Genomic DNA, 12119 nt, shown 5'->3' with positions numbered 1-12119 from the left:
TTTCAGATTTTTTCAGAATTTCGCGATCGCCAAAAGCTCGGCGCCTTCAGAGACAAGGATTCGGCTCTTCATCCGCCTTTTCAAGGCGCAAACAATCTCATTTCCCGACGTTCGCGCGCCGCTTCATCCTAAGAACCGACATCTGCCGCGCCTGCTTGAGAGCTGGGCGGCATTGCGCACCGGTGCCTTCCTCCTGCATGATCGCGGGAACTTTTGGGGGAATGACCATGCGATCTGTCGTCGTCACCGGCGCGTCCACGGGCATCGGCTGGGCCATTGCGAAATTCATGGTCGGGCACGGCTATCGCGTGTTCGGCAGCGTCCGCAAGCAGGCCGACGCCGACCGGCTCACGGGTGAGTTCGGCGCCAACTTCACGCCGCTCTTGTTCGACGTCACCGACGAGGCGGCGGTCCTCGCTGCTGCGCGAAAAGTCCGCGAGGCGCTGGGCGGCGAGACGCTGGCCGGCCTCGTCAACAATGCCGGTGTCGCCGTGGCCGGTCCCGTGCTCGAATTGTCGGCCGATGATTTCCGCCGCCAGATGGACATCAACGTCATCGGCCCAGTGATCGCGACGCAGGCTTTCGGGCCGCTGCTCGGCGCAGACCCGTCGCTGAAGGGGCCGAAGGGGCGGATCGTGATGATCAGCTCGGTCGCAGGCAAGAACGGCAATCCGCTGTCGGCGCCCTACTGCACCTCCAAGCACGCGATCGAGGGCCTTTCTGAGAGCCTGCGCCGCGAGCTGATGCTGTTCGGCATCGACGTCATCATCGTCGCCCCCGGCGCGGTGAAGACGCCGATCTGGAGCAAGGCCGAGGAGATCGATCTCTCCGTCTACAAGAACTCGCCCTATCTGCCGGCGCTCAACAAGGTCATGGCGTTCATGATGGCGCTCGGCGCGAAGGGCCTGCCCGCCGAGCGCATCGCCGAGATCGTGTTCGAGGCGCTGACCGCGGCAAGCCCCAGGGTGCGCTACCAGATCACACCGGATCCGCTGCGCCATCTGATCGGTGCATTGTTGCCGAAACGGACGGTCGATCGAATCATCGCCAAGCGGCTGGGGTTCCTGCCGCAGGGCTGATCGACGTTCAGTTCGCTTCGGCCGTCTGTCGGTGCGGATGGGCCGCCATTGCGATCAGCCGCAGCGCCATCACGGCGAGCAGCGGAAGGAGGAAGGCGGCATAGAGCGGCATCGCCGGCACGCGCTTGCCGAACGACACCATGAACTGGAGCCAGAGGTAATAGCCCCCTGTGAGGTGCAGCGCGCGCCAGGCGCGGGGCCCGAGCAGCGCGGCGGTGCGGTCGAACGAGGTCGCGCTCATCGCGATGATGAAGGCATAGCCGATGCCGCCGAAGATGTAGGAGGCGGCCGAGGTCGCCTCCGCAAAGCCGGCCGGATCCATGTTGGCGAACGCGACGATCGCAACCGCGTGGATTGCGTGGGAGGCCGCGAAGCTCAAGCCCAGATAGCGGCGGTTGCGGCGCTGCCAGCGCGTCCAGGCATTGGGCCAGAGCCGGGCGAGAGCCGCGGCGCTGAAGGCGAGACAGAACAGCATGAGCGAGCTGCGCGCGGTGAAGCGGATCACCATCTGCACGCCCTCGATCTCGAACTGCCGCATCGAGGCGATCCACAGGCTGAGGACGATCAGGCTGAGGGTGAGGGCGGCCAGCAGCCTCCAGCCTTCGAGCCAGCTTTGACGTTGTGACATGATGGTTTCCTCCCTTATGTAATCATCGATTACATTTATGGCCGGCATATCCGTCAATGGTGTAATCGCTGCTTACATTCACGTTCGGGTGATGCTAGAAGGCCCGATGCCCGCCCGTCAGACCTCCAGGCCGCGCGCGCGCCGCCAAACATCCCAGGCCCGGCCGTACCACCACGGCGACCTTCGCCGCGTGCTGATCGATGCTGCGCTGCAACTGGCGGCCGAAGGCGCCGAGGTCTCCGTGCGCGAGGCCGCGCGCCGGGCCGCGGTATCGCCGGGCGCGCCGTTCCGGCACTTCCCCAACCGCGACGCGCTGATGGCGGCGGTGGCCGGGGAGGCGCAGCGGCGCTTTCGTGCGGAGATCGAGAAGGCGCTGGGCGAGGCTCCGGCCGCCGATCCGCTCGGCCGCTTCCGCGCCTTCGGCCTTGCCTATCTGCGCTGGGCGATGCGCAATCCCGCACATTTCGAGATCATCTCCACGGGGCGCTATTTCGCCCATGGCAGCTCCGCGGAGCTGACGCGCGACAATGCCGAGCTAATCGCCCTGACGGAGCAGATGCTGGCCGAGGCGGCGGAGCAGGGCCTGCTGCCGTCGGCCGACCTCAAGCGCATCCAGATCGCCGGTCGCGCCCTGGTCTACGGTTTTGCCCGGATGAATCTCGATGGCCACTTTCCGCGCTGGGGCGTGGAGGAGGGGGAGGTCGAGCGGATGGCGGAAGGGGTCATCGACCTGTTCATCGCCGGGATTGCCAAGCGCTAGCGTCGCCCGCCGCTAGGAATAAGCGAAGGTCGGATCGCGGCGCGCGTTGCCTGTCCTTGACTGTTCCGTTACAGTTTTATGACACGGTGCAGGCTTCCGGCTGCGCCGGACGCCCTAGTCGCCTTCGGGCCGGCCAGACGGCTAGGATCATCGTGCCGGACCAGCTGTTGCGTGTCGTCGATGGCGTCCGCGCCCAATCCAGGTCCTTCTGCCACGACTGCCGTGCTGGCGAGCGTTGCCGCGCTCGGCATCTGGCGGCTGCTCGCGGTCGCCGCGCCGCATCTGGCGGCCCTCGCGCTGATGTACGAGACCGAGACCGATTTCGGCTCGCGCCTCTCCTTCGCGCTCGCCTGGGGCATCCTCAATTTCTTCTGGATCACACTGCTGCGCCGGCCGGCGCTGTCGGGCGCGCTGTCGCTGACCTTGGTCGTCGTGCTGGTGCTGCTGTCGCGGCTCAAGCACGACGTCGTGCAGATGACGGTCAACTTCATCGACCTGATGATGATCGACCGCGACACCGTCGCGTTCCTGTTCACGATCTTCCCGAATTTGCGCTGGTCGGTGATCCTGGCCGGTCTCGTCACGCTGCCGCTGATGTACGCGCTGTGGTGGCTCGATCCGTTCCGCATCCGGCGCCTGCCGGCGCTCGCCTGCAAGCTCGCTTGTCTCGCCGCGCTGGTCGGCTATTCGCTCTATCATCCGGACGAGGCCTGGCGGGGGTATTACGACGACGGCTATCTCTCGAAGTTCTTCCGCTCCGGCGTCAGCGCGGTGTCCGACTTCGCGCAGTACGGCTTCATGGAATCGGCCGCCTCGACCAACGAGCGGCTCAACATGCCGCTGGTGGACGCCTGCCATCCCACGGGCCGCCGGCCGAACATCATCATGATCCATGATGAATCGAGCTTCGACATCCGCGCCGCCCAGGGCATCAAGGTGCCGCAGGGCTATGGCAGCCACTTCAAGTCATGGGATGGCAAGCAGCGCACGTTTTTGGCCGAGAGCAATGGCGGGCCGAGCTGGTTCACCGAATACAACGTGCTCGCCGGCCTCTCCTCGCGCTCGTTCGGCCGCTTCGCGTATTTCGTGACGCGCATCGCAACGGGCCGCGTCGAGCGCGGCCTGCCGCTGGCGCTGCGCCGCTGCGGCTACGACACCCTGTCGCTCTATCCCGCCTATGGCGGTTTCATGGGCGCACGCAGCTTCCAGATGACGACCGGCGTCGAACGCTTCCTCGATTCCAAGGACCTCGGCGCCAAGGACGTCGAACCGGACTCGTTCTTCTACGACAAGGCGCTCCGGTTGATGGGCGAGCGGACGCCGAACAAGCCGCTGTTCACCTTCATCTATCTCGGCGCCAATCATTTCCCCTGGGAGACGCGCTTCCGTCCCGATTTGCTGCCGAACTGGCGCGCGCCGGGCAATGTGGCGTCCATCGACGAATATCTGCGCCGGCAGGCGATGAGCGCCGAGCAGTACAGGGCTTTCGTCGCGGGGCTGAAGAAGACGTTTCCCGGCGAGCCCTTCCTGATCGTGCGCTATGGCGATCATCAGCCCGAGTTTGCGCCGAACATCCTCGAGCCCGGGCTCGACGAAGGCGCCATCGGCAAGAAGCTCGACGCCTACGATCCGCGTCTCTACGCGACCTACTACGCGATCGACGCCGTCAATTTCGAGCCGGTCAGAAGCGAGGCCGTGATGGACACGATCGACGGGCCCTATCTGCCGCTGGTGATCCAGGAAGCCGCCGGCATCCCGCTCGACCCGTCCTTCGCCGTGCAAAAGGACATCATGCTCCGCTGCACGGGCATCTTCTACGGCTGCAAGGACGGCGCCGAGGCGCGGCGGCTCAACCGGCTGCTGATCAATGCGGGGATGATCCGGGGGCTGTAGCGCTCTGACGCGTTTTGCGAGGGGGCGTTTCTTGGAGCGTCCATGTCTCTCCAATGTCGTCCTGGCGAAGGCCAGGACCCATACCGCGTGATCTATCAAATCGAGCGAGCTGCTAGTACCGTCCACATAACCAAGCCTTGGGAATGGGTCCTGGCCTTCGCCAGGACGACACCGAATAAATAGCACAGGCCTACCGCCCGCCCACCTTCCCCCACAGCCACTTCGCCACCGCATCCGGCGACGAATTCGCGTCGTTGCCGCTGGCGCGCAAATTGGCCTCGCGCATGGTGGCGATGTCGATCTTGCCGAGCAGCGGTCTGAGCGCGGCCTGCAATCGCTCGTCGCCGGCGCGCTTGGGTGCGAGCAGCAGGATCGCATCGTAGGGCGGGATCGCGTGCCTGGGATCGTCGAGCACAACGAGGTCGTATTTCGCGATCAGCCCGTCGCTGGTGTAGCCGGCGATGACGTCGACCTCGCCGCTGGCGACCGCCGCATACATGAAATCCGGCTGCATCTGGCGCTGGGCGCGGAATTGAAGGCCGTAGGCCTTTTGCAGCGCCGCCCATTCGGGGCGCGAGAAGAATTCGTAGTCGCCGGCAATCGATAGCGCCGATGCGTGCGCGGCGAGATCGGCGATGGTGCGGATGCCAAGCGCCTCGGCGCGCTTTTTCGGGATCACCAGCGCATAGGCATTCTCGAAGCCGAGCTCGCCGAGCAGGGTGATGTTCTCTTTCGTGAGGGCTGTCTTCAGCTCCGCGAGCAGTTCGGCGCGCGGCTTGATGTCGGTGCGATGCAGCTGGTTGGCCCAGAGCGTGCCGGAATAATCGACATAGAGATCGATGTCGCCCGCCTTCAACGCCCCGAAGATCACGCTCGAGCCGAGGCCCGAGCGCGCCGTGGCCGACAGGCCGGCCGCCTGGAGGCGATCCCTGAGCAGGGCCGACAGCACGTATTGCTCGGCGAAGGTTTTGGCGCCGACGACGTAGCCCTGCGACGAGCGGCCCATCGTCGGCACCAGCGTTGCGGCGACCAGTGCCGCGATCCCGACCGCGCCGAACCCGGTGCGCAGGCGGCTGCGGCGGCGCAGGCCGCTCTCGATCAGGCCGAGCAACTGATCGACGGCGAGCGCCAGCAGGGCGGAGGCAAGGCAGCCGAACAGCACGAATACCCAGTTCTGGGTCTGGAGCCCGGCAAAGATGTAGTTGCCGAGGCTGGTCTGCCCGATCGGGGTCGAGAGCGTCGCGGTGCCGATCACCCAGACCGCGGCGGTGCGGATGCCCGCCATCATCACCGGCAGCGCCAGCGGCAGCTCGACCAGGACGAGCGACTGCCGCGCGGTCATGCCGACGCCCTCAGCGGCTTCGATCAGCGCCGGGTCGATGCCGTTCAGCCCGGTGATGCCGTTGCGCAGCACCGGCAGCATCGAATACAGCGCCAGCGCCAGCATCGCCGGCAGGAAGCCGAACGCCGAGAAGGAGATTCCGAACCAGGCGAGCGTCAGGGACGCCGCCGCCAGCAACAACGGATAGAACAGCGCGAGCAGCGCCAGTCCCGGCACGGTCTGCACGATGCTGGCGAGCGCGAGCAGGATGCCGCGCGGCGCCGGGCGGTTGCGTGTCAGGATCGCCAGCGGCAGGCTGACGGCGAGGCCGAGCGCCAGCGCGGCCAGGCTCACCCGCACATGGTTGCCGAGATAGTCGGGCAGATGCGACAGCGCCTCGCCCCAGCGTGGATCGGTGAAGAGGCTCATGCCGCACCGCTCTGCGGCAGCAGCGCGTTCAGCCGCTCGACCTGGCGCCGCGGCGTGCGCAGCAGCTCCAGCACATAGGTGTCGGTGCTCGTGGAGAGCTCCGCGGGTGTGCCCTGCGCGAGCAGCTTGCCGCCGCGCATCACCGCGATGCGGTCGGCGAGCAGGATCGCCTCAGTCATGTCATGCGTGATCATGACTGTGGTCAGGCCGAGCCTGCGATGCAGCGAGCGATAGTCGTCGCCGAGCGCGTCGCGGGTGAGGGGATCGAGCGCGCCGAACGGCTCGTCCATCAGCACGATGCGGGGCTTTGCCGCGAGCGCCCGCGCCACGCCGACGCGCTGGCGCTGGCCGCCCGAGAGCGCCTCGGGCAGCCGGTCACGATGCGCGGCACGGTCGAGCTGCACGAGCTCCAGCAATTCGTCGACCCGCGCTGCGATATCCACTGCCGGTGCGCCCAGCAGTTTCGGCGTGATCCCGATATTGTCGGCGACGGTTAAGTGCGGGAACAGCCCGCCGCTCTGGAAGACGTAGCCGATCCGGCGCCGCAGCGCGACCGGATCGACGTTTTGCACGTCCTCGCCCTCGACCGTGATGGTGCCGAGATCCGCCTCGATCAGCCGGTTGGCAAGCCGCAGCAGCGTGGTCTTGCCCGAGCCCGAGCCGCCGACGATGGCCACGAACTCGCCCTCGGCGATGTCCAGCGACACGTTGTCCACGGCCTTGAGGGAGCCGAAGCTCTTGGTGACGTGGGAATAGCTGATGGCGGGCTTGGAAGGCATCAGGACGGGGCTCACTCTTCCTTACCCTCCCCCTCCAGGGGAGGGTGAAGGAGGCGACGAAGCCCATGCGTAGCACGCTTGGCGGGTTGATTGAACTTGGCCGCGCAAGCGGTTAAGGCATCGGACCAAATTCGGAGGGAACACATGACAACGCCCACGGCAGTGGCGCTGGAAGATGCCAAGGTTGCGTTCCGGCTGGGGGACGGACGGGTCTATACAGCGGTGGAGAAGGCGCATCTTTCGGTCGCGCAGGGCGAGTTCGTCGCCATCGTCGGCCCGACCGGCTGCGGGAAATCGACGCTGCTCAACGTCGCGGCCGGGCTGCTGAAGCCGGCGGCCGGAAGCGTCAAGATCTTCGACCGGCCGCTCGCGGGGCTGAACCGGGATGCCGGCTATCTGTTCCAGGCCGATGCGCTGTTCCCCTGGAAGACCGCGCTCGACAACGTCGCGATCGGGCTCGAGATCAAGGGTACGCCGCGCGCCGAGGCGCTGCCGCGGGCGCAGAAATGGCTGACGTCCGTGGGCCTCGGCGCCTTCGCGGGCCGCTATCCCCACATGCTCTCGGGCGGCCAGCGCAAGCGCGTGGCGCTGGCGCAGGTTCTGATCCGCGATCCCAAGATCCTGCTGATGGACGAGCCGTTCGGGCCGCTCGATGCACAGACCCGCCAGGTGATGGGCAATCTGCTGCTCGATCTCTGGAACGCCGACCGCAAGGCGGTGCTGTTCGTGACCCATGATCTCGAAGAGGCGATCGCGCTCGCCGACCGCGTCGTGATCATGTCGGCGGGGCCGTCCTCGCGCATCATCGGCGACTGGCGCGTCGGCTTGCCGCGCCCGCGCGACATCTTCGAGGTGCGCCTGGACAAGGAATTCCATGCGCTCCACCGCGAGATCTGGAGCGTGCTCAAGGACGAGGTGATGAAGGGCTACGCGCAATCCACCCAAGCGGCGGAGGCGGTCTGATGTCGCGCCCGACGCTGCTTGCGTTGCAAGTCCTGGTCGCAGTCGTCTGCATTGTGCTGTGGCAGGTGCTGTCGACCGTCCCCGTGTTCGGCAAGATCGTGCTGCCGCCGTTCTTCTTCTCCAACCCGTTCGACGTGTTCAGCCAGATCGTGAAGTGGTTTGCCTCCGGCGTGATCTGGAAGCACCTCGGCATCACGCTCGCGGAATCGATCCTCGCCTTCGTGATCGGATCGCTCGGCGGTGTGCTGATCGGCTTCTGGTTCGCGCGCCAGCCGCTGGTCGCCGCGGTGTTCGACCCTTACGTGAAAATGGTCAACGCCCTGCCGCGCGTGGTGCTGGCGCCGATCTTCGCGCTGTGGCTCGGCCTCGGCATCTGGTCCAAGGTCGCGCTCGGCGTGACGCTGGTGTTCTTCATCGTGTTCTTCAACGTCTATCAGGGCGTCAAGGAGGTCAGTCGCACCGTGCTCGACAATGGCCGCATGCTCGGCATGAGCGAGCGGCAGCTGATGCAGCACGTCTATTGGCCGTCGGCGCTGTCCTGGATGTTCTCCTCGCTGCACACCTCGGTCGGCTTCGCCGTGGTCGGCGCCGTCGTCGGCGAGTATTTGGGATCGGCGGCCGGCCTCGGCTATCTAATCCAGCAGGCCGAAGGCGTGTTCGACGTCGCCGGCGTGTTCGCCGGCATGTTCGTGCTGTCGGCCTTCGTCATCCTGATCGACTTCGGGGTCACGCTGGTGGAGCGGCGCTTGCTGGTGTGGCGGCCAACAGCGTTGGATGGACGTGGCTAGCCGCCGCGTTGTCCTGCTGACATTTATGTGATTGACCGGCCGGAATAGAACGCGCGCCCACGCGTCATACCCCCATGCAACCACCTGCATGGGAGTTCAGGATGCACCGGTCACAGTTTCATCGCCTCGTTGCGGCGCTCGCAGGCAGATGCCGATGGCCAAGGCCCGGCCTTGGCATGGCACTCATCGGCGCACGCATTCTCGTCGCCTTCGCAATTCCTCCGCTCGTATTCGCGCATGAAGCCCATCCGGCCAACCCGCCGGCTGCGCTGAGCGCGGAGGAGCGTGCGTTCCTGGAAGAAAACGAATCCGCCATGGCCAAGATGATGAACGACATGGCTGCCAAGCCGACGGGCGACGTCGATCGCGACTTCGTCGCGATGATGAATCCGCATCATCAGGGTGCGATCGACATGGCGGTCATCGAATTGCGCTACGGCAAGAACGAGCAGTTGCGGCGCATTGCCCAGGAAATCATCGTCGACCAGATGCAGGAGATCGCGGCCATGAAGCTCGCGATCGGCGAACCGGCAACCGATACGACGCCCGCTCCGACCCAGCCGCCGTCTGGCCCCGTTGCAAGCGTCCATCATCACCCGGGCATGCAGATGGACATGTCCGCCGGAATGAAGAAGTAGGAGTGCCACATGAAGACGTCGAGAAGCAGCATCGGGAAGAGCATCTTCCTGGCGGCCACCATGCTTGCAACCGGTTCAGCCGCATGGGCAGGGCAGGCGCCTGGTGCGCTGTCCTCACCCGATATTCCGATCAGCCATCACGACCGCGTCTATGCCGCGGAGCAGTTCTCGAACACGGTCTCGGTGACCGACCCGGTCGACAACAAGCTGCTTGGGGTGATCCGGCTCGGCGACCCGCAGCCCGGCAATTTCAGCCCGCTCTACAAGGGCCAGGTTCTCGTGCATGGCATGGGCTTTTCGCCCGATCACAAGACGCTTGCCGTGGTGTCGATCGGCTCAAACTCGGTCACCTTCATCGACACCGCGACCAATGCGGTCAAGCACACGACCTATATCGGGCGGTCGCCGCACGAGGCGTTCTTCACGCCGGACGGCAAGGAGGTGTGGGTCACCGTTCGCGGCGAAAACTACATCTCCGTGATCGACCCGCACAGCTTTGAGGAAAAACGCCGCATCACCACCCCCAGCGGGCCGGGCATGCAGATGTTTTCACCGGACGGCAAATACGCCTACATCTGCTCGTCCTTCAATCCCGAGACCGACGTCGTCGCGGTCGCCGAGCACAAGATCATCGCCAGGGTGAAGCAGGAGAGCCCGTTCTGCCCGAACATCGCGGTGACGCCGGATGGAAACCAGGTGTGGTTCACGCTGAAGGATACGGGCAGGACGCAGGTGTTCAACGCCAGGCCGCCGTTCAACCCGATCAGGACGATCGATACCGGTCCGATCACCAACCATGTCAATTTCGCGCACACTGCCAGGGGGACATTTGCCTACGTCACTATTGGTGGCCTGAACCAGGTGAAGGTGTTCCGCACCGACGACTTCTCGCAAGTCGCGACGATCCCGGTCGGCAATCTGCCGCACGGCGTCTGGCCGTCCGGTGACGGCACGCGCATCTATGTCGGGCTTGAGAACGCCGACGCGCTCGCGGCGATCGACACCGCAACCAACAGCGTGGTGGCGAATGTCCCGATCGGCCAGGCGCCGCAGGCCATTGCCTACGTTCCGGGCGCGGCTCCCAATCCGGATGACCACCAGAACCTGCAGCTCCTCGGCGTTGCCGGCAAGGTCGCTCATCTCGCGCTTGCATCCAGGGACGGTTCGAAGGACGGAAAGGCGCCGACCAGCGTCTCGCTGTTCGATCAGGGCCTGATCCAGATCTTGCAGGCTTCGGTGACGGGACTTGAGCCCAGGCAGAAATATGTGCTGGCGCTGGCGGAACGCAGTGACGGAAGCGGCCCGCTACAGCCATTGGCGGCGTTCATGACCAATCCGGCCGGATCGGCCATCGTCAACGCGGCCGGCCCGATCCGGCAGATCGTCGATCAGTCCGCCGTGGCTGGAAAGCGATATCTGGTGATCGCCTCCGGAGACGCGGCCGGGCCCGGCGAGGCGGTCCAGATCGAGACGCAATGACGCACCGTCGGGCGGCAACGAAGAGCAGGCGGAGCGCCTCATGAAGGACATGCTGGTTCAGGTCGAGCCACTGATCCCCGCGCTCCGCCGCTATGCGCGCGCCCTCGTACGCGATCGCGCGGCCGCCGACGATCTGGTTCAGGATTGCCTGGAGCGGGCCGTCGGCCGCTGGCACCAGCGGCGCGACGGCAGCGTGCGCGCCTGGCTGTTCACGATCCTCCACAATCTGGCGGTCACTCAATTTCGCCAGACAACAGCGCGGGGCAGGCATATGCCGATCGACGATGCCGGCGAGCGCGAGCTTGTCAGTGCGGCAGCGCAGGAGCACAGGCTGATCTATCAGGATGTCCTGAACAAGCTTGCGAGACTGCCGCAGGAGCAGCGGGCTGTGTTGTTGCTTGTTGCAGTCGAGGATCTTTCCTACGCCGCCGCCGCGGACGTGTTGAACGTCCCGGTCGGGACAGTGATGTCGCGCCTGTCGCGTGCGCGGGAGCGGCTGCTGCAGGAGATGGACGGCGTTGCACCGGGGAACGTCGTGGCATTGCGGAGCATGAAATGAGCCAACGGCCGATCACGGAAGACGATCTCCACGCCTTTGTGGACCACGCGCTCGAGCCTGAGCGTCGTGCGGAGGTCGCATCCTATCTGGACGATCACCCGGATGTCGCCGGGCGCGTCGCGGCCTTTGCCGCCCAGCGCGAGCAGTTGCGCAGCGCGCTGGCGTCAATCGCCGATGAACCATTGCCGGCCGAGTTGAACCTGTCGCACATGATCGAGAGCCGGAAGCGGCGCCCTCTGCACGCATGGTGGGCAATCGCGGCGCTGTTGCTCCTGAGCATCGGCGGTTTCGGCGGCTGGACCATGCGCAGCCTGCTGCAAGAAGGTTCGAACGGTCTGTCTGCGCTGGCCCAGGAGGCCGCCTACTCCTATGGCGTCTATGCGCCCGACCGCGTGCGGCCGGTCGAGATAAGAGCGTCCGACAGTGCCGAGCTCACGCAATGGGTCTCCAACCGGCTGAAGCAGCCGGTCAAGGTGCCGGATCTTTCCGTGTCCGGCTATCGGCTGATGGGAGGTCGTCTCGTTGCGACCTCGCACGGTCCGGCCGCGATGTTCATGTACGACGACGATCGCGGCGATCGCCTTGTCGTGCTGACGCGCCCGATGAGCCGCGGTGGACAGGATACGCCGATGCTGCCGCAATCGACCGGTGATGTCGCGGGTTTCGCCTGGGCGGACGGCGGCATGGGCTATACGCTCGTCGGCGAGCTTCCGACGGACACGCTCAAGCCGATCGCGAACGAGATCAGGAAGCAGGCGCGCCCGATCTAGCCGGGACATTCAGTGGACGGGCCCGCGCGTCGC

12 protein-coding genes are annotated in these 12119 nt (G+C 65.7%); 9 read left to right on the top strand and 3 right to left on the bottom strand.

Annotated features, from left to right (window positions below; genetic code table 11):
- Nucleotides 1–227: 227 nt before the first annotated feature.
- Nucleotides 228–1079 (top strand): SDR family oxidoreductase, encoded by an 852-nt coding sequence (locus AAFG50_RS32065; RefSeq protein WP_028176167.1) that lies wholly within the window; start codon nucleotides 228–230, stop codon nucleotides 1077–1079.
- Nucleotides 1080–1086: 7 nt separating this feature from the next.
- Here the strand turns inward: AAFG50_RS32065 and AAFG50_RS32060 are convergent, their stop codons facing one another.
- The gene (locus tag AAFG50_RS32060; protein WP_039185779.1) at nucleotides 1087–1707 is read right to left on the bottom strand and encodes a hypothetical protein; all 621 of its coding nucleotides are present in this window, start codon (nucleotides 1705–1707) and stop codon (nucleotides 1087–1089) included.
- A 106-nt stretch (nucleotides 1708–1813) separates the two neighbouring features.
- On the opposite strand from AAFG50_RS32060, the gene AAFG50_RS32055 reads away from it, so the two are divergent.
- Both AAFG50_RS32055 and AAFG50_RS32050 read left to right on the top strand, forming a co-directional pair.
- Entirely contained in the window at nucleotides 1814–2467 is a 654-nt protein-coding gene (locus AAFG50_RS32055) for a TetR/AcrR family transcriptional regulator (protein ID WP_039185776.1), read from the top strand.
- 180 nt (nucleotides 2468–2647) lie between these two features.
- Nucleotides 2648–4360 (top strand): sulfatase-like hydrolase/transferase, encoded by a 1713-nt coding sequence (locus AAFG50_RS32050; protein ID WP_028176164.1) that lies wholly within the window; start codon nucleotides 2648–2650, stop codon nucleotides 4358–4360.
- Nucleotides 4361–4550: 190 nt separating this feature from the next.
- On the opposite strand, the gene AAFG50_RS32045 is transcribed toward AAFG50_RS32050, so the two are convergent.
- Complete coding sequence (locus AAFG50_RS32045; RefSeq protein WP_028176163.1) at nucleotides 4551–6110, bottom strand: glycine betaine ABC transporter substrate-binding protein; 1560 nt, start codon at nucleotides 6108–6110, stop codon at nucleotides 4551–4553.
- Nucleotides 6107–6889, bottom strand: a complete 783-nt coding sequence (locus AAFG50_RS32040) for an ABC transporter ATP-binding protein (protein ID WP_028176162.1) — start codon at nucleotides 6887–6889, stop codon at nucleotides 6107–6109. Before AAFG50_RS32040 ends, AAFG50_RS32045 begins: the two co-directional genes overlap by 4 nt.
- Before the next feature lie 144 nt (nucleotides 6890–7033).
- On the opposite strand from AAFG50_RS32040, the gene AAFG50_RS32035 reads away from it, so the two are divergent.
- From AAFG50_RS32035 to AAFG50_RS32010, 6 genes are all read left to right on the top strand, one after another.
- Nucleotides 7034–7852 carry an ABC transporter ATP-binding protein gene (locus tag AAFG50_RS32035; RefSeq protein ID WP_011089228.1) on the top strand — a complete coding sequence of 273 codons (819 nt, stop codon included), beginning with the start codon at nucleotides 7034–7036 and terminating at the stop codon, nucleotides 7850–7852.
- A complete protein-coding gene (locus tag AAFG50_RS32030) occupies nucleotides 7852–8640 on the top strand; it encodes an ABC transporter permease (RefSeq protein WP_011089227.1) in 789 nt (262 codons plus the stop codon). The genes AAFG50_RS32035 and AAFG50_RS32030 overlap by 1 nt, the downstream gene beginning before the upstream one ends.
- Nucleotides 8641–8816: 176 nt before the next feature.
- The gene (locus tag AAFG50_RS32025) at nucleotides 8817–9278 is read left to right on the top strand and encodes a DUF305 domain-containing protein (protein ID WP_049832629.1); all 462 of its coding nucleotides are present in this window, start codon (nucleotides 8817–8819) and stop codon (nucleotides 9276–9278) included.
- 9 nt (nucleotides 9279–9287) lie between these two features.
- Nucleotides 9288–10757 (top strand): YncE family protein, encoded by a 1470-nt coding sequence (locus tag AAFG50_RS32020; RefSeq protein WP_028176161.1) that lies wholly within the window; start codon nucleotides 9288–9290, stop codon nucleotides 10755–10757.
- Between the two features lie 40 nt (nucleotides 10758–10797).
- Nucleotides 10798–11316, top strand: a complete 519-nt coding sequence (locus AAFG50_RS32015) for a sigma-70 family RNA polymerase sigma factor (RefSeq protein ID WP_011089224.1) — start codon at nucleotides 10798–10800, stop codon at nucleotides 11314–11316.
- Nucleotides 11313–12086: an anti-sigma factor gene (locus AAFG50_RS32010; RefSeq protein ID WP_028176160.1), complete on the top strand. Its 774-nt coding sequence runs from the start codon at nucleotides 11313–11315 to the stop codon at nucleotides 12084–12086. Before AAFG50_RS32015 ends, AAFG50_RS32010 begins: the two co-directional genes overlap by 4 nt.
- Nucleotides 12087–12119 lie beyond the last annotated feature (33 nt).

The organism is Bradyrhizobium sp. B039, from assembly GCF_038965675.1.
GTDB classification, from domain to species: Bacteria; Pseudomonadota; Alphaproteobacteria; order Rhizobiales; family Xanthobacteraceae; genus Bradyrhizobium; species Bradyrhizobium diazoefficiens.
Note: the sequence above shows the minus strand (reverse complement) of the source record. Positions and strands in the feature narration are given on the sequence as shown.